Here is a 17004-nt window from a genome sequence, read left to right on the forward strand (position 1 = left end):
ACCGGCTCGACCCGGTGTCCGCCTACCGATCCTGGAGGGCGAGGAACTCGTCGATCTCGGCAGCCGTCGGCGCGGTCGCCGGGCCACGGCGGGTCACCTTGATCGCCCCTGCCGCGTTGGCCCGCTTCGCCGCCGTCTCCCACTCCAGGCCTGCGGTGCGGCAGGCGACGAGCACGCCGGTGTGGGTGTCTCCCGCACCGTTGGTGTCGACCGCCTCCTGCGGATAGCCCGGCAGGTATGCCGTCTGCCCCCTTTCGCGCAGGTGGCACCCCTTGGGCCCGTCGCGCACGATGGCGACGGCACCCGCGGGCAGACGCCCGGTGAGCGCCTCCACCGAAGCCGCGGGATCGGCGTGCCCCGTGAGCTGCTCGGCCTCCTCGGCGTTGCTGGTCCACACGTTCGTGCGGGCGAGGACGTGCTGTTGCAGCTCGTCGGGCAGGTCGGCGAAGGCAGCGCCCGGGTCGAGGACCACGACGACACCCGTCGCCAGTCCGTCCAGCCACTCCACCAGCGGGTCCCTCGTGCGACCCACGAGCGAGAAGCCACTCACGCAGACCAGGTCCCCGGCCACCGGGGACGAGGTCTGCAGCGACTCGACGCTGATCCGGCGCTCGGCGCCCTGGGTCGTCACGAAGGTGCGTTCCGCACTCGGCTCGACCATCACGAAGCAGATCCCGGTGTCGAGGTCGGTGACAGGTGGGCTGCTCGCGATCACGCCCTCGGCCGCGAGCGCCGACCGGACCAGGTCGCCGTTGGCGCCCGTCCCCACGGCCCCAGCCAGCACAGCCCGGGCCCCCGAACGCGCCGCGGCCACGAGGATGTTGACCGCTCCCCCGGCATACCGCGCATAGGACTGCGCCACCGCGTTGCCACCACGCACCGGCAGCGCCTCGACCACGACCACCTCGTCGACGAGGGCCTGTGCGGTGTGGATGACCCGCGGAGCCGCCGCGCGGTCCGGCGCGCCCTCGTGGGTGCTCATGCTGAGCGAGTATGCCGGGTGGGCGCGTCCGGTGCTCCCCGCGCGACCCATGGCGACCTGATCCCCCTGCCGTGTAATGCTGCACGGCATGGCGACGGCACCGGAGACGACCCTGCTCATCCTCGGCGCAGGGGGCGACCTGACCAGGCGGTTGCTGCTGCCCGGGCTGGCCAGCCTGCTGGTGGTCGAGCCCGAGCGTCGGGTCAGGGTCGTCGGCGCCGACCGCGTCGACGTCACCGCCGCCCAGTGGAAGGCCCGCGTCAAGGAGTCGTTCGCCGAGGCCAAGCCACCGGCGACAGTGACCGGCGCGGTCACGAAGCACACGGCATACGTCAAGACCGACCTGCTCGACGAGGCGGCGCTGCGCGAGCTGGTGGCCGGCTGCGGTGCGGGCCCCCTGGTCATCTTCTTCGCGCTGCCTCCTCAGGTGACCATGAAGGTCTGTGAGCTGCTCCGGCACGTCGAGCTGCCCGAGGTCACGCGGCTCGCCCTGGAGAAGCCGTTCGGCACCGACCACGCGTCAGCAGTGCACTTCAACGCCCTCCTGCACAAGGTGGTGCCGGAGGAGGACATCTTTCGCATCGACCACTTCCTAGGTGTCGCAACAGTTTTCAACCTCGTTGGCCTTCGGTTCGCCAACCGCGTGCTGGCCCCGATCTGGAGTGCCGAACACATCGAGCGGGTCGAGATCGTCTACGACGAGGACCTTGCTCTCGAAGGGCGGGCCGGGTACTACGACGGCGCCGGGGCGCTCAAGGACATGCTGCAGAGCCACCTGCTCCAGGTGCTCGCGCTCTTCGCGATGGAGTCCATCGCCGCCCTCGACGCCCGTGAGCTCCAGGACCAGAAGGCCCAGGTGCTGCGCGCCACGAGGATCTGGGGCGGCTCACCCAAGCGGTCCTCGCGGCGCGCGCGCTACACCGAGGGAAAGCTCGGCCGCCGGACGGTGCCGGACTACGCCAAGGAGGAGGGCGTCGACCCGAAGCGGTCCACCGAGACGCTCGCGCAGGTCACCCTCGAGGTCGCCAACCAGCGGTGGGCCGGGGTGCCGTTCGTGCTGCGCAGTGGCAAGGCCATGGGCGCGCCGCGCAAGCAGATCGTGGCCCACTTCCGCGACGTCCCGCACCTGCCGACCGGCTTCACCGGCGGCTCCGACGGGGACCTGCTGACCATCGACCTCAAGCCCGGCGCCGTCTCGCTCACTGTGACCATGAACGCCGAGGGCGACCCGGTCGACCTCGAGCAGAAGACCCTGACGGCCGGCCTCGCCGCACCCCGCATGCAGCCCTACGGGGAGGTGCTGGCGCAGATCTTCGACGGCAGCCAGCTGCTGACGGTGCGCGGCGATGCCGCGGAGGAGTGCTGGCGGGTGATGGCACCGGTCATCAAGGCGTGGGCGGACGACAAGGTGCCGTTGGAGACGTATGCCGCGGGGTCGAGCGGCCCCGAAGGCTGGCTCGCGCCCTAGCCTCCTGGCGTCCGAAGGTCCGGATCCGACCGATTCGTCCTCGACCACGCACCGGCCCGGGATATGGTTCCCCGGCCGCTCCGATCCGGGCGGTTGGGGATGGTGGACGGGAACGGCGCGCATGCGAATAGGGGAGAGGGCCACGCGGCTGGCGGCCCGGGCGGTCGTGACGGCCGTGGCGGTGGCGGGGACGTGGGTCGGCGTGCCTGCGACGGCGCACGCGGAGGACCCGGTCGTGCGCGACGCCCTCGTCGTCGACCACGTCAACGACTCGTCGTACTACGGACCGGACACTTCGCAGGCCTTGTACGACTCGCTGCGCGGGAACGCGCCAGTGGTCTCGGCCACTGCGACCCCCGGCGGGGTGCGACTGACGCGGCCCACCGATGCCCGGACCGGACCGGGGATCGAGGTGATCCCGGACTCGACGGGCCGCCTCACGGTGGGTTCGTTCCGTCCCACGAGCTACCTCCCGGGCGGGACGAGAACCCAGCCGGTCGTCCGGGTGGTGTCGCCACCGAGCTTCTGCACCACCCTGAGCTCGGCCCCCGGCCGGCTCGAGGTGGAGGACGTCGAGTACGCCGCAGACGGAGTCCTCACGAGCCTGTCTGCGTCGTACCAGATGTCCTGCTCAGGCGGTGGCACGCTCTCCGGCATCGTGCGGGTCGCCAGTACGCGCGGCTACACCTCCGGCGCCTCGGCGGCCGTGAAGCTGGGGAGGTCACTGCAGGGTCGCGGTCGGCCCGGCTCATGACCCTGCGCAACACCGGCACCGAGCCACTCCCCCTGGGCGACGCGACTCCGGCCACGGTGGCCGCCGACCAGCCTCGCCTCGAGGTCGTCGCGGGCACCGACACCTGCTCCGGGCAGACGCTCGTGGCGGGCGCGCCGTGCACCCTCACGGTCGAGTACGTCGACGACGGCATCCCTGGTGGGGGCTATCCCGCGTGGCTCGCCATCCCGGCCCCGACCCTCTACACCGGCCTGCTCCGGGTGGGCGTGTCCGTTGCCGAGGTGGTCTACCCTCCACTCGCCCCCACGAACGTCGTGGCCGACGCCGGGTACGACGGGGTGCGCCTGCGCTGGTCGACCGACTCGACCAGCCCACCGCCCGAGAAGTGGCGAGTGCGCCGCGTGGACGGCGCCGAGCCTGTCGTCGTTGCGGAGCTCTCCAGCCCGGCCTTCGTCGACACCACGCTCGCCAAGGCGGAGCGCGCCACCTACACGGTTGCCGCCGTGAACCTGGCCGGCGAGGTCGCCGGCGAGCCCGTCACGGTCGCTCGCCCGGACCTGCCCGACCTGCCCACCCCCAGCGGGCGGTCCGCCGTCGTGGTGGAGGGCCTGATGGCCGTCACGGTGGTCGACACGATGGCCGGGGGGGCGGTCACGTCCAGGGCGCCGGTCTCGAGCGCCTACGCGACGACCCTCATCGCGGGCAACTCCTCTCTCGACCTTCCGCGCTACCCCGGACCCGGCACCTACCCGCTGGCTGCCGACACGGCATACCCCCTGAACCTCTCGACGGTCCCGTCGGGCTGCTCGACCCCGACGGGCACCGTGGACGTGCGCGAGGCGTGGGTGCGGGCCGACGGGACGGTCGACCGCCTGGACGCCGACGTGCACGCCACCTGCGGCACTGCCCCGCTCGAGCTCCAGCTTCGCGTGGGCTCGGACGCGTCGTACCGCGCGGTCCAGGTCTCGCCGGTGAGCAGCGCCACCAGGCTCCTCGAAGCCGTCGTGGGTGAGTCCTCGACGCCGCTCCAGGTCCGGGTCCAGAACGTCGGCAGCGTCACGACCTCCGTGGGCGCTCCGCACCTCTCCGGCACGGGGGCAGGCGAGTTCGTCACGGACTCCGACTGCCCGGCTTCGCTCGACCCGCAGGCCAGCTGCATGGTCGACGTCGTCTTCCGCCCACACACCACCGGGAACGTCGACAACGTCCCGGTCGTCGTGCCCGTCGGAACGCCAGTGGGCTCCCAGGAGCTCGTGGTCTCGGGCCTCGCGTCCGGTGCGCCCGGGTCGTGGCGTCCCGACGTGAGCGGGCTTCTGGGACGAGCGCTCGTCCACTGGGACGTCGGCGGCGACGGACTGTCACCCCTGACGGGCATTGCCGTCGAGCGCGCCACCGGGGATGGCGCCTTCGTCGCGATGGCGCAGCTGCCGGCCGACACCTTCTCCTGGGTCGACACGACGGTTGTCCCTGGCACCACGTACCGGTACCGCCTCGTCGCGACGAACCAGTACGGCAGCACGCCCAGCAACGACGCCGACATCGCCACGCTCGTCGCCCCGGACGAGGAGCTCGTCGTCTCATCGACCCAGGGCTCCTCCCCCACCGGCGACCTCTGGTCGGCACCCGTTGCCACGGGACGGCCGTATGCCCTGGGCACCGGCCAGGACACCGACCTGCCGGTCGTCTCGCCGGACGGCCGCTCACTGACCTACGTGGTCTACGACGAGACCGGCGACGCCGGCCTCTGGGTCAGGTCGCTCGTCGGTAGCCCCTCCCCTCGGGTGCTCGTGGACAGCTCCACGGCCGACGAGCTCGACCCGACGTGGAGTCCGGACGGCTCCAAGGTCTGCTACTCGCGGCTGACCACGACGACCGTGGCCGTGTGGTGCGTGGGTTCGGGCACGGGTGCGGTGCCGGCGGCCTTCCCGGGCGCCGGTCTGACGGTGGAGCCGACGTTCCTACCTGACACCAGCCGCCTCCTCGTCACCGACGTGACGGTGGGTGGCGTGCTCTCCCTGGACTCCACGGGCAAACGCACTCCCGTCACCGGCACCGAGCTGGGCTCCTGGCCCGCCGTCTCCCCGCTGGGCGACCGCCTCGCCTTCGTCACCACCGACGACTCCGGTTACGACCACGTCTGGACCGTGCCGACGGCCGGTGGGGCGCGACAGGAGGTCGCCAGGGCCTCCGACATCTACACCATCTACGACCGGCCGGTGTGGTCTCCCGGAGGCGACGCCCTCGTCGTGCCCACCTACGGGCCCTACTCGGGGCAGAACGTGCTGTTGTGGCGTCCGAACGCTCCTCTGGCCGAGCGCCTCACGACGATCAACCCCGCGCACACCAACGACATCTCAGCGGTCGCGTGGCGCAGGCTCGACACGGCCGCGCCGTCGATCAGCTTCCCCGCGGCGCCCGTGAAGACGTCCGGCTCCGCACGGATCCCCGTTCGGGTCACCGACGACACCGTGCCGGTCGGCGGCATCACCGTTGCCTGCTCGGTGGACGGAAAGGCCGTGCCACAGTGCGCCAGCGGGTATGCCGGCACGCTTGCCGCGGGGACGCACACCCTCACGGTGACGGCCACGGACCCGCACGGCCACACGTCTACCGCCTCCTACCGCTGGATCGTCGACACGGCAGCGCCCACCGTCTCCGTGACGGCCCTGCCCGCCCTGGTCCTCACCGGGACCTTCGCGGTCCGGTACGCCGCCACGGACGTGAGCGGGGTCGCGAGCTACGACGTCCGCTACCGCTCCGCCTCGAGCTCCGCCTCCTCCTTCTCCGCGTGGAGCCAGCCGACGGTGTGGACGAAGGTGACAGCGACCAGCCAGGTCGTGACGCCGAAAGCGGGCTACGAGTACTGCTTCTCGGCGCGAGCCCGCGACAAGGTCGGAAACACGTCCGCATGGTCGACGGAACGATGCACAGCACGTCCGCTCGACGACCGCTCCCTCTCGACCACGACCTCGGGATGGACGCGGGCGGCGTCGTCCACGGCATACGCCGGAACGCTGACCCGGACGACGACGGTGGGTGCGAAGCTGACCCGGTCAGCGGGCGCCTTCCGGCGGGTCGCCGTGGTGGCGACGACCTGCTCCACCTGTGGCTCTGTGGAGGTGTACGTGGGCTCGACCCGGATCGGGACGGTGAGCCTCTGGTCCTCGACGACGAAGGCCAAACAGGCGAAGTCCCTGCCGGTGCTCACGTCGGCACGCTCGGGGACGGTGACCCTGCGCGCGACCACGAAGGGGAGGTCGGTCCAGGTGGACGGGCTGCTCCTGCGGAAGACCTGAGCGAGGGATCCAGAGCCCTTTCGAGACCCGACACGCGGCAGGTCGGTGCGCGACGAAGGGTCGACGAGGCGGCCCGCCAGCAGTCAGACGCGGGTGCGCACCGAGTAGAGCTCGGGGAAGAAGGTCAGGTCGAGGGCACGGCGCAGGAAGTCGACGCCGGACGAGCCGCCGGTGCCCTTCTTGTGGCCGATGGTGCGGGTGACCACCTGCAGGTGCCGGAACCGCCACTGCTGGAAGTTGTCCTCGAGGTCGACGAGCTCCTCGCAGGTCTCGTAGACGCCCCAGTGCTCGCTCGGGCTGGCATAGACCGATGCGAACGTGTCGACGAGCTCGTCGTTCTCCCGATAGGGCTGGGTGAAGTCGCGCTCGAGCTGCTCGGAGGGCACGGCATACCCGCGGCGGGCGAGGTAGCGCAGGAACTCGTCGTAGAGGCTCGGCTCGACCAGCAGCTCGGCGAGCAGGTCGCGCGCCACCGGGTCGTGCTCGAAAACCGTGACCATGTCGGCGTTCTTGTTGCCGAGCAGGAACTCGACGGCGCGGTACTGCCAGGACTGGAAGCCCGAGCTGGTCGCCAGGAAGGGCCTGATCTCGGCGTACTCACTCGGCGTCAGGGTGGCGAGCACCGACCACTGGTCGGTGAGGATCTCCTGGATGCGCTTGACCCGCGCCAGCCGCTTGAGGGCGGGCGCCAGGTCGTCGGTGGTGAGCAGGGCCCGGGCTGAGCGCAGCTCGTGCAGCATCAGCTTGAGCCACAGCTCGGAGGTCTGGTGCTGGATGATGAAGAGCAGCTCGTCGTGCTGCGCCGGCTCGCTCCGCGGGTGCTGCGCCGTGAGGAGCTGGTCCAGTCCCAGGTAGTCGCCGTAGGACATCGCAGCCGAGAAGTCCCGCTGCACACCCTCTTCGATCTCCCGCACCGACCGTGCGTCATCACCGCTCATGGCGCCACCCTATGGCGCCGCGAAGCGCCTCCTGACAACAGGCCGAGGTCGTGCGGCGGGGGTACCGTCCCAAGCATGGACTCTGTACGTTCGGTTGCGGTTCGTCGGGTTGCGGCGCGTTCGGTTGCGGCAGGTTCGGTTGCGGTGCGCAGGGACGCAGTCCGCAAGGTCGCCGTGCGACTGTGTGCGGGACTCGCGTCAACGGTCTGCCTGGTCACCCCCACGGTGGCACCGCAGGTCGCGGCAGCCGCAGAACCCGCGCCAGGCGTCCAGGTGACCACCCTGACCACCGGGCTCACCCTCCCTTGGGACCTGGCCGTGCTCCCCGACGGGTCGGTGCTGTTCACCGAGCGAGGCGGCGCCACGAGGCTGCGGCGCACGAACGGCTCGGTGCAGACCGTGGCCACCAACCAGTCGGACCTGTTCGTCGGATCGGAGTCCGGGCTGATGGGGCTCACCCTGGATCCCTCGTTCGCGAGCAACCGCCTCTACTACACCTGCCAGGCCTCCAATGGGGCCGGCACGTCCGCGGTGGACATCCGCGTGCTGCGCTGGCTCCTTGCTGCCGACGGCACGTCGGCGACTCGCAGCGGCTCCCCGGTGCTGACCGGCATACCCATCACGACGGGGCAGCACGGCGGGTGCCGGCTGCGCAACGCGCCGGACGGCACCCTCCACGTCGGCACGGGTGACGCGATCACCGGGCCGGCCCCTCAGAGCCTGACGTCCCTGGGGGGCAAGACGTTGCGGGTCAACAGGGACGGCACCGCGCCCACGAACAACCCGTTCTACAGCGAGGGCGGGAATGCGCGGTTCATCTACACGTACGGCCACCGCAACGTGCAGGGCCTGGCGCTGCGCCCGGGCACCTCCCAGATGTGGAGCGCCGAGCACGGGCCGGACGTCGACGACGAGGTCAACCTGCTGAGCAGCGGCGGCAACTACGGCTGGGACCCGGACGGCGCCACGCACAACTACGACCAGTCGGTCCCGATGACCGACACCGTCACGTACCCCGCGGCGATTCGCGCGAAGTGGCGGTCCGGCAGCCCGACGGTCGCCACGAGCGGAGCCACCTTCCTCGCCGGGGCGGCCTGGGGTCGGTGGGAAGGCGCGCTCGCGGTCGCCGAGCTGAAGAACCAGGGTGTCCGGGTCCTCTCCCTGACGCCCGACGGGCGCGTGATCGGCAACGAGCAGCTGAGCAAGCTCGATGACACGATCGGCCGGATCCGCACCGTCCAGAGTGCCGCCGGCGGCGCCGTCTACGTCAGCACCAGCAACGGCGGCGGGAACGACCGCATCTCACGGGTCGACCCGGTCGCCCCCGCATTGCCGCGGTGGTCCCCCGGCCTCGACGTCTCGCCCAGCGGGGTCGCGACGGTGCTTCGCGGGTCAGCGGTGACCGCCTTCGTGCGTGGCACGGACAACCGTGTCTGGTACACGACCCAGTCCGCCGCCGGTGGCGCCTTCAGCGGTTTCCGGTTCATTCCCGGCACGATCGCCTCGGCCCCGGCGGCCGTGACCTGGGGTGGTTCACGGGTCGACCTCTTCGCCAAGGGCAGCAACGGCCACCTCCTGCACACGTACTCCACCGGCGGCGCCTACCACGCGTGGGAGGACGTCGGCGGCGCGCTGACCAGCGCTCCCTCGGCTGCCTCCCTGAGCACCGGCACGATCGACATCGTCGCCCGCACGACCGGGGATGCGCTGTCGCGGATCCGGTGGGACGGCGCTCGCTGGACCCCGTGGACCCAGGTCGGCGGCGTGTTGTCCGCCGCGCCCGCCGCGAGCGCGGACCGTGCCGCCGGGACCGTCTCGGTGGTCGTCCGTGGCACCAACGGGCAGATCTTCCGCGTCGTGCTGTCCGCGACAGGAGTCGCGGGCGGGTTCACCAACCTCGGTCGGCTGACGTGGTCCGGGCCGACCCTGGCACAGGGCCCCACGCCCGTCATGGTCAGCCGGAACGGCCAGACGCCGGTGATCACCCAGGGCAGCTTCGCCACAGCCATCGGTGGGCTGCTGAGCGGCGCGCCGGCCGTCACCAGCCGCTCCGCGACGAGCTACGTCGTGCTCGGCCGCGGGACCGACAACGCCCTGTACGCCTATGACGGTCGCGGCGGTCACTACACCTGGTCGAAGGTGGGTGGCGTCCTCAGCTGAGCCGGCCGAGTGCTGACAGGGCCGCCCCACGGGTGGGCGAGACCACACCCGCAGGGTGGCAGTACCGTCGCGGAAACGGGCTAGGCTCCGGCGCATGGCGCCCATTTCCGAGTCGACGACGAAGCCGATCTCCAAGGTCCTCATTGCCAACCGTGGCGAGATCGCCGTGCGCATTGCCCGCGCGTGCGCGGACAGTGGCATCGGTTCCGTTGCCGTGTATGCCGATCCGGACCGCGACGCCCTGCACGTCAAGGTCGCGGACGAGGCCTACGCGCTCGGGGGCACCACCCCCGGCGACTCCTACCTCGTGCAGGAGAAGCTGCTCGCCGTGGCGCGCAAGGCCGGTGCCGACGCCGTCCACCCGGGCTACGGCTTCCTCGCCGAGAACGCCTCCTTCGCCCAGGCCGTCATGGACGCCGGGCTGCGGTGGATCGGCCCTTCTCCCGCTGCGATCGACTCCCTCGGTGACAAGGTCAAGGCCCGGCACATCGCCGCCCGCGCCAACGCACCCCTCGTGCCCGGCACCGCCGACCCGGTGAACACCGCGGACGAGATCGTCGCCTTCGCCAAGGAGCACGGCCTGCCCGTGGCCATCAAGGCGGCCTTCGGTGGTGGCGGTCGCGGACTGAAGGTCGCGCGCACCATCGAGGAGATCCCCGAGCTGTTCGACTCGGCCACCCGTGAGGCGGTCGCTGCGTTCGGTCGGGGCGAGTGCTTCGTCGAGCGCTACCTCGACAAGCCGCGCCACGTCGAGACCCAGTGCCTGGCCGACACCCACGGCAACGTCGTCGTCGTCTCGACCCGCGACTGCTCGTTGCAGCGCCGTCACCAGAAGCTCGTCGAGGAGGCCCCCGCGCCGTTCCTGTCCGAGGAGCAGAACGCCGAGCTGGTTCGCGCCTCGAAGGCGATCCTCACCGAGGCCGGCTACACCGGCGCCGGGACGTGCGAGTTCCTCGTCGGCCAGGACGGCACCATCTCCTTCCTCGAGGTCAACACCCGCCTCCAGGTCGAGCACCCGGTCACCGAGGAGGTCACCGGCATCGACCTGGTCCGCGAGCAGTTCCGCATCGCCAACGGCGAGGCCCTCGGCTACGACGACCCCGCACCGACCGGCCACTCGTTCGAGTTCCGCATCAACGGCGAGGACGCCGGTCGAGGCTTCCTGCCCGCCCCCGGTGTCGTGACGGTCTTCGAGCCGCCGTCGGGCCCCGGCGTGCGCCTGGACTCCGGCGTCGTCGCCGGCGACGTCATCGGCGGCGCGTTCGACTCGATGCTGGCCAAGCTCATCGTGACCGGTCACGACCGGCACCAGGCGCTCGAGCGGTCGCGGCGCGCGCTGGCCGAGTTCACCGTCGACGGCATGCCGACGGTCCTGCCGTTCCACCGCGTCATCGTGTCCGACCCCGCCTTCGCCCCCGAGGGCGACAAGCCGTTCTCGGTGCACACCCGCTGGATCGAGACCGAGTTCGACAACCAGATCGAGGCCTACTCCGGCACCGTGGCGCAGGCCCCCGAGGAGGACGGCGAGCGTCAGAGCGTCGTCGTCGAGGTCGGCGGCAAGCGCCTGGAGGTCGTCCTGCCCGGCGGGCTGTCGCTCGGCGGCGGCTCCAGCGCGGCGAAGAAGAAGGCCCCGCGCCGCTCCGGCGGGTCCAAGACCGGTGCCGCCGCGTCCGGTGACTCCCTCACCGCCCCCATGCAGGGCACCATCGTCAAGATCGCCGTCGAGGAAGGCCAGGAGGTCGCCGCCGGCGAGCTCGTCGTCGTCCTCGAGGCGATGAAGATGGAGCAGCCGATCAACGCCCACAAGGCCGGCACCATCACCGGCCTGCTCGCCGAGGTCGGCCAGACCGTGACCAACGGCGCCGTCATCGCCGAGATCAAGGACTGACCACCCGGCATACCCAGCACTGCCCAGAAACCCTGAGCGGCGCCACCTCCCMGCCGGGAGACGGCGCCGCTGTCGTATGCCGGTTCGCTCAGCTCCGCCCGAACGGCGGGAGCTCCTTGGTGCCGCCGTCGCCCGTGTCGGTCTCGACGTCGGGGCCGGGTTCGGGGATGTTGCCGGTGCCGGGCTCGTCGCTGGGGACCTGCACCGGTCCGCTGTCGGGAACCTGCGAGGGATCGAGCGGGCCACCGGGCTGCCCAGGCTGCTGCGGCTCCCCCGGCGTCAGGGGGCCGTCTCCAGAGGCCGGCTCCTGAGGGTCGCCGGTGGACGGCGCCGGGTTGGGAGCCGGCGCCGGCTCGGGCACAGTCTCGGGCGCCGGCTCGGGCGAGGGCTCGGGTGCCGGCTCTGGCACAGGCGCGGGCTCCGGCTCCGGGTTGGGGGCGGGCGCCGGCTCGGGCGCCGGCTCGGGATCCGGCTCGGGCGCGGGCTCCGGGGTCTGCTCCGGCAGGCCCAGCTGGTCACGCAGGGCGTCACCACCCTTGTCGACCTGGTCGGCGTACTTGCCTCCGGTCTGCTTGTCGATGAGGTCTTCGACCTTGTCGATGGCAGAGTCCGCCTGCTGCGGATTGCCCTTGGCGAGGTCCTTGATCTTGTCCAGCCATCCGCCTGCCATGCCCACGCCCCTCTCTCGGGAACTTCAGTGTCGACGCGTCGTGGTCGGCGCATCGCAACACCCTCACCCCGGACACTACCCACGAACGTGGGGGAACGGCCGGACGAGGCGCGACGCGTGAGGTCAGTCGGAGGTCAGTCGGAGGTCAGTCGCGTTGGTGCAGCTGGCGAGCCGCCTCGGCCACGGATCCGGACAACGAGGGGTAGACGGTGAAGGTGCCCGCCAGCTGGTCGACCGTCAGCCCGTGCTGCACAGCCAGGGTCACCGGGTAGATGAGCTCCGACGCGCGAGGAGCGACCACGACGCCGCCCACGACCGTGCCGCCGCCCTTGCGGGCGAACAGCTTGACGAAGCCGTCGGTGATGCCCTGCATCTTGGCGCGCGGGTTGGTGGCCAGTGGGAGCATCACCGAAGTCGCGTCGACGGTGCCCTCGTCGAGGTCCCTCTGGGAGAACCCGACGGTGGCGATCTCGGGGTCGGTGAAGATGTTGGCCGACACGGCCCGCAGGTTGAGCGGGGCCACCGCGTCACCCAGGGCGTGCGCCATGGCGATCCGACCCTGCATGGCGGCCACCGACGCGAGGGGCAGCACCCCGGTGCAGTCGCCCGCGGCATACACCCCTCGCACGGAGGTGCGGGAGACCTTGTCGACGACCACGTGTCCCGACTCGCTCACGGCCACGCCGACGTCCTCGAGGCCGATGCCGGAGGTCTGCGGGACCGAACCGACCGCGAGCAGCGCGTGGCTGCCCTCGACCTCTCGGCCGTCCTCGAGCCGGACCACCACGCCGGACGCGGTCCGGGACACCGAAGCCATCCGCGAGCGCCCGAGCACGTCCATGCCCCTCTTGCGGAACACGTCCTCGATGACGGCGGCCGCGTCGGCGTCCTCGCCCGGGAGGACCCGGTCACGCGACGACACGAGGGTGACGCGCGACCCGAGCCCGAGGTAGGCCTGGGCCAGCTCGGCACCGGTGACACCTGACCCGACGACCACCAGGTGCTCGGGAAGCTCGGCCAGGGTGTAGATCTGTTGCCAGGTGAGGATGCGTTCGCCGTCGGGCTGGGCCGTCGGGACCACGCGGGGAGTCGCGCCGGTGGAGATGAGCACCACGTCTGCGGTCAGGGTCTCCGTGGTCCCGTCGGCGAGGGTTGCCACCACCTCGCCGGCAGCGAGCAGGCGACCGGTGCCGGACAACACCGTGACGCCGTCACCCGCGAGCCGCGCGCCGATGTCGCGGGACTGCGCCGCGGCCAGGGCCAGGATCCGGCGGTTCACCGCCGTCAGCTCGGCGACCGAGTCGGAGACCTCGTCGCCCTCGTGGTCCTCGAGGTGCACGCCGAGGTCGGACGCGGTCTCGAACTGGCTCATGAAGTCGGCCGTCGAGATGAGGGTCTTGGACGGCACGCAGTCGGTCAGCACCGCGGCGCCGCCGACCCCGTCTCGCTCGACGACCGTCACGGTGGCACCCAGGTGGGCGGCCACCAGCGCGGCCTCGTAGCCACCGGGGCCACCGCCGAGGATCACTACGGAGGCTTTGGGCGCGTTCACGAGCCCTATCCAACCATCCGAAGAGCCGTCCCCTCGCAGCGTCGGTAGTCTTCGAGCGTGACTGAGCAGCGCAGCCCGTCCGCGGGCCATCCAGACCTGGCAGACCCCTCGACGGACCCGTTCGAGGTGGCCCGGGCCGCCGCAGCGGCCATCGCCGAACGCAGCGGCGCGGCTCGGCACGACGTGGCGCTCGTCCTCGGCTCGGGCTGGGGACAGACCGGCGACCTCATCGGCGAGACGCTCGCCACGATCGACAACGCCGACGTCCCGGGCTTCGCCAAGGCCGCCGTCGCCGGGCACAGCGGCACGATGCGCTCGGTCGCGATCGCCGACACCGGTCGCCGCGCGCTGGTCTACGGCACCCGCACCCACTTCTACGAGGGCAAGGGCGTGCGGGCCGTGGTTCACGCCGTCCGCACCGCGGCGGCAGCCGGCTGCAAGACCATCGTCCTGACCAACGGCTGTGGTGGACTCAACCCCGCCTGGGCTCCCGGCACCCCGGTGCTCATCCGCGACCACCTGAACCTGACGGCGACGTCTCCGATCGAGGGCGCCAACTTCGTCGACCTCACCGACCTCTACTCGCCGCGGCTGCGTGACCTCGCCCGGGCCGTCGATCCTGACCTCGACGAGGGCGTCTACGTCCAGTTCCGCGGGCCCCACTACGAGACGCCTGCCGAGGTGCAGATGGCCAAGGTGCTGGGCGGCGACCTCGTCGGCATGTCCACCACCCTCGAGGCGATCGCCGCCCGCCAGGCGGGGCTCGAGGTCCTCGGCATCTCGCTGGTCACCAACCTGGCCGCCGGGATCAGTGACCAGCCGCTGTCCCACGAGGAGGTCATCGAAGCCGGCCAGGCCGCAGCCGAACGCTGCGGCAAGCTGCTCGCCGCCGTCGTCGCCACCATCTGAGAGAGGACGTCCACCATGACGTATGCCGCGCGACACGGCCGCGGAGCCACCTCCCCGTCCGCTTCCGAGGCGCACGCACAGGAGCTGATAGACGCCGCGCAGGCCTGGGTCGACGACGACCCCGACCACGAGACCCGAGTTGAGCTGGGCGACGTCCTCGCCAAGGCCAAGAAGGGCGACCAGGTCGCCGTCGACGACCTCGCCGACCGGTTCTCGGGGATGCTCGAGTTCGGCACCGCCGGGCTTCGTGGCGCCCTCGGCGCCGGTCCCAACCGGATGAACCGCTCCGTGGTGATTCGTGCGGCCGCCGGCCTCACGGCATACGTCCAGGCCCTGAAGCCCGAACCGTTCGTGGTCGTGGGTTACGACGCCCGCAAGAACTCCGACGTCTTCGCCCGCGACACCGCGGCCGTCGTGGTCGGGGCGGGGGGTCGCGCCGCGATCCTTCCCTCGCCGCTGCCGACCCCGGTGCTCGCCTACGCGATCCGCTTTCTCGGGGCCGACGCCGGCGTGATGGTGACCGCCAGCCACAACCCGCCCGAGGACAACGGCTACAAGGTCTACCTCGGCGACGGTTCGCAGATCGTGCCGCCGTCCGACGCCGGCATCGCCGCCCAGATCGCGCGCGTCACCGCGGTCGCGGACGTCCCCCTGGCCAAGGACGGGTGGGAGACCCTCGGAGACGGCGTGCTCGCCGCCTACCTCGAGGACGTCGTCACCGTGGTGGCCGCCGACACCCCGCGCGACGTCACCGTCGTGCACACAGCACTGCACGGTGTCGGGTCCGAGACGGTGGCCAAGGCCTTCGTGCAGGCGGGGTATGCCGCCCCGATCCCGGTCGCCAGCCAGGCGGAGCCGGACCCGATGTTCCCGACGGTGCACTTCCCCAACCCGGAGGAGCCCGGTGCGATGGACGCCGCGCTCGAGCTGGCCGAGCAAACGGGCCCGGACGTCGTCATCGCCAACGACCCCGACGCCGACCGGTGCGCCGTGGCGGTGCCCGGTCCCGGCGGCTGGCGGATGCTGCGCGGCGACGAGGTCGGGGTTCTGCTGGGGGCGCACATCCTCGCCCGCGGCGTCGACGACGATGCCGTCTTCGCGAACTCGATCGTGTCGTCGCGGCTCCTCGCGGCGATGGCCAAGGCGGCCGGGGTGCGGCACGAGGAGACGCTGACCGGTTTCAAGTGGATCTCCCGTGTGGAGGGGCTGCGCTACGGCTACGAGGAGGCGCTGGGCTACTGCGTCGACCCGCCCCACGTGCGCGACAAGGACGGGGTCAGCGCCGCCCTGGTCGTGGCCGAGATGACCGCGACCCTCAAGTCGGAAGGGCGGTCGCTGACCGACCTGCTCGACGACCTGGCGGTCGAGCACGGGGTGCACGCCACGGACGCGCTGGCCGTGCGAGTGGCGGACCTGTCCCTGATCGGCACCGTCATGACCCGGCTCCGCGACAACCCACCCGAGGAGGTGGCAGGCATCCCCGTCTCGCGGGCCGACGACCTCGCGGTGGGCAGCGAGGCCCTCCCGCCGACCGACGGATTGCGCTACTACCTCGAGGACAACTCGCGGATCATCGTGCGGCCCTCGGGCACCGAGCCCAAGCTCAAGGTCTACCTCGAGGTCATCGAGCCCGTCGCGAGTGCGGAGTCGTTGCGGGACTCACGGGCCGTCGCCGCCACCCGGCTCGGCGAGATCAAGAAGGCCATGGAGGCCCTCACCGCCGTCTGACTGGGTGTCCGCGTGCGCCAGCCGGCTGAGGCCTTGCCCGACGGGCATGCCAGCGGGCCCGCCGGGGTGGCGGGCTGTGGGGCTGGGTCATGGTCGCCAGGGTGGGGAGGCAGTTGACCTGACCGTGAGCCAGTGGTCGTAGGCGCCGGGGGTCAGGTCCCAGTGGACCCGACCGTCGACGATCTGACCGTGGTAGCCGTTGCGGTGCACGATCGTGTGGTGCCGCCCGCACAACAACGCTGCGTTCTCGAGATCCGTCGGACCGCCGTCGGCCCAGTGCCGCAGGTGGTGTCCGTCGCACCAGGACGCGGGCACGGTGCAGTCGGGGAAGGTGCACCGGCCGTCACGCAACCACAACGCCCGCAGCTGAGCACTGGTGAACAGCCGGAACCGGCGGCCCAGGTCCAGGATCTGCCCGTCGGTGCCCAGCACCACCGGCACGACCCCGGCGTCACACGCGATCCGGCGGGCGGTGTCCGGCCCGATCAGGGTGCCCGCCTCCCCCGACCCGAACACGGTCGCGGCGTTCGACCGGGCCACCAGGTCCTCCAGCGACACGGTCACGAACAGCTCCGCCTTCGGGGTGGTGGCCACCCCACCGGCCGAGGCGACCCCGCGGCGCAGCACCTCCAACAGGGCGTCCATCCGCCGCTGCCCCGACGGCCGCCGGTCCGGCTCAC

12 protein-coding genes are annotated in these 17004 nt (G+C 71.7%); 7 read left to right on the forward strand and 5 right to left on the reverse strand.

The window, feature by feature from the left end; translation table 11 throughout:
• Nucleotides 1–22: 22 nt before the first annotated feature.
• Nucleotides 23–982: a PfkB family carbohydrate kinase gene (locus AC1DS4_RS05955; protein WP_477614919.1), complete on the reverse strand. Its 960-nt coding sequence runs from the start codon at nucleotides 980–982 to the stop codon at nucleotides 23–25.
• An 88-nt stretch (nucleotides 983–1070) separates the two neighbouring features.
• Here AC1DS4_RS05955 and AC1DS4_RS05960 point away from each other — a divergent pair, with 88 nt between their 5' ends.
• The 3 genes from AC1DS4_RS05960 to AC1DS4_RS05970 all read left to right on the forward strand — a co-directional run bounded on the left by AC1DS4_RS05960 (nucleotide 1071) and on the right by AC1DS4_RS05970 (nucleotide 6479).
• Nucleotides 1071–2450, forward strand: a complete 1380-nt coding sequence (locus AC1DS4_RS05960; protein WP_477632466.1) for a glucose-6-phosphate dehydrogenase — start codon at nucleotides 1071–1073, stop codon at nucleotides 2448–2450.
• 121 nt (nucleotides 2451–2571) lie between these two features.
• Nucleotides 2572–3204: a hypothetical protein gene (locus AC1DS4_RS05965; RefSeq protein WP_477632465.1), complete on the forward strand. Its 633-nt coding sequence runs from the start codon at nucleotides 2572–2574 to the stop codon at nucleotides 3202–3204.
• Nucleotides 3201–6479, forward strand: coding sequence for a hypothetical protein (locus AC1DS4_RS05970; protein ID WP_477632464.1), 3279 nt, complete (start codon nucleotides 3201–3203; stop codon nucleotides 6477–6479). Before AC1DS4_RS05965 ends, AC1DS4_RS05970 begins: the two co-directional genes overlap by 4 nt.
• Before the next feature lie 83 nt (nucleotides 6480–6562).
• Here the strand turns inward: AC1DS4_RS05970 and kynA are convergent, their stop codons facing one another.
• The gene (gene kynA, locus AC1DS4_RS05975) at nucleotides 6563–7417 is read right to left on the reverse strand and encodes a tryptophan 2,3-dioxygenase (RefSeq protein ID WP_477614916.1); all 855 of its coding nucleotides are present in this window, start codon (nucleotides 7415–7417) and stop codon (nucleotides 6563–6565) included.
• Nucleotides 7418–7561: 144 nt separating this feature from the next.
• Here kynA and AC1DS4_RS05980 point away from each other — a divergent pair, with 144 nt between their 5' ends.
• Together AC1DS4_RS05980 and AC1DS4_RS05985 are read left to right on the forward strand one after the other, a co-directional pair.
• Nucleotides 7562–9577 (forward strand): PQQ-dependent sugar dehydrogenase, encoded by a 2016-nt coding sequence (locus AC1DS4_RS05980; protein WP_477646003.1) that lies wholly within the window; start codon nucleotides 7562–7564, stop codon nucleotides 9575–9577.
• Between the two features lie 94 nt (nucleotides 9578–9671).
• Nucleotides 9672–11465 (forward strand): acetyl/propionyl/methylcrotonyl-CoA carboxylase subunit alpha, encoded by a 1794-nt coding sequence (locus AC1DS4_RS05985; RefSeq protein WP_477632462.1) that lies wholly within the window; start codon nucleotides 9672–9674, stop codon nucleotides 11463–11465.
• A gap of 88 nt (nucleotides 11466–11553) precedes the next feature.
• Here AC1DS4_RS05985 and AC1DS4_RS05990 read toward each other — a convergent pair whose 3' ends face one another.
• Together AC1DS4_RS05990 and AC1DS4_RS05995 are read right to left on the reverse strand one after the other, a co-directional pair.
• Nucleotides 11554–12135, reverse strand: coding sequence for an antitoxin (locus tag AC1DS4_RS05990; protein WP_477632461.1), 582 nt, complete (start codon nucleotides 12133–12135; stop codon nucleotides 11554–11556).
• A gap of 145 nt (nucleotides 12136–12280) precedes the next feature.
• Nucleotides 12281–13687, reverse strand: a complete 1407-nt coding sequence (locus AC1DS4_RS05995) for an NAD(P)H-quinone dehydrogenase (RefSeq protein WP_477632460.1) — start codon at nucleotides 13685–13687, stop codon at nucleotides 12281–12283.
• A gap of 57 nt (nucleotides 13688–13744) precedes the next feature.
• On the opposite strand from AC1DS4_RS05995, the gene AC1DS4_RS06000 reads away from it, so the two are divergent.
• Together AC1DS4_RS06000 and AC1DS4_RS06005 are read left to right on the forward strand one after the other, a co-directional pair.
• The gene (locus AC1DS4_RS06000) at nucleotides 13745–14596 is read left to right on the forward strand and encodes a purine-nucleoside phosphorylase (protein ID WP_477614911.1); all 852 of its coding nucleotides are present in this window, start codon (nucleotides 13745–13747) and stop codon (nucleotides 14594–14596) included.
• A gap of 15 nt (nucleotides 14597–14611) precedes the next feature.
• Nucleotides 14612–16324: a phospho-sugar mutase gene (locus AC1DS4_RS06005; RefSeq protein WP_477632459.1), complete on the forward strand. Its 1713-nt coding sequence runs from the start codon at nucleotides 14612–14614 to the stop codon at nucleotides 16322–16324.
• 87 nt (nucleotides 16325–16411) lie between these two features.
• Here AC1DS4_RS06005 and AC1DS4_RS06010 read toward each other — a convergent pair.
• Nucleotides 16412–17004, reverse strand: a 593-nt coding sequence (locus AC1DS4_RS06010) for an HNH endonuclease signature motif containing protein (protein ID WP_477646004.1), incomplete at its 5' end; no start/stop codon positions are given.

The organism is Pedococcus sp. P3_C7 (genome assembly GCF_056402615.1).

What these genes read in the sequence shown, in the direction of transcription:
- AC1DS4_RS05955 (WP_477614919.1), bottom strand. Translation starts at nt 982, where the DNA reads ATGAGCACCCACGAGGGCGCGCCGGACCGCGCGGCGGCTCCGCGGGTC.
- AC1DS4_RS05960 (WP_477632466.1), top strand. Translation starts at nt 1,071, where the DNA reads ATGGCGACGGCACCGGAGACGACCCTGCTCATCCTCGGCGCAGGGGGC.
- AC1DS4_RS05965 (WP_477632465.1), top strand. Translation starts at nt 2,572, where the DNA reads ATGCGAATAGGGGAGAGGGCCACGCGGCTGGCGGCCCGGGCGGTCGTG.
- AC1DS4_RS05970 (WP_477632464.1), top strand. Translation starts at nt 3,201, where the DNA reads ATGACCCTGCGCAACACCGGCACCGAGCCACTCCCCCTGGGCGACGCG.
- kynA (WP_477614916.1), bottom strand. Translation starts at nt 7,417, where the DNA reads ATGAGCGGTGATGACGCACGGTCGGTGCGGGAGATCGAAGAGGGTGTG.
- AC1DS4_RS05985 (WP_477632462.1), top strand. Translation starts at nt 9,672, where the DNA reads ATGGCGCCCATTTCCGAGTCGACGACGAAGCCGATCTCCAAGGTCCTC.
- AC1DS4_RS05990 (WP_477632461.1), bottom strand. Translation starts at nt 12,135, where the DNA reads ATGGCAGGCGGATGGCTGGACAAGATCAAGGACCTCGCCAAGGGCAAT.
- AC1DS4_RS06005 (WP_477632459.1), top strand. Translation starts at nt 14,612, where the DNA reads ATGACGTATGCCGCGCGACACGGCCGCGGAGCCACCTCCCCGTCCGCT.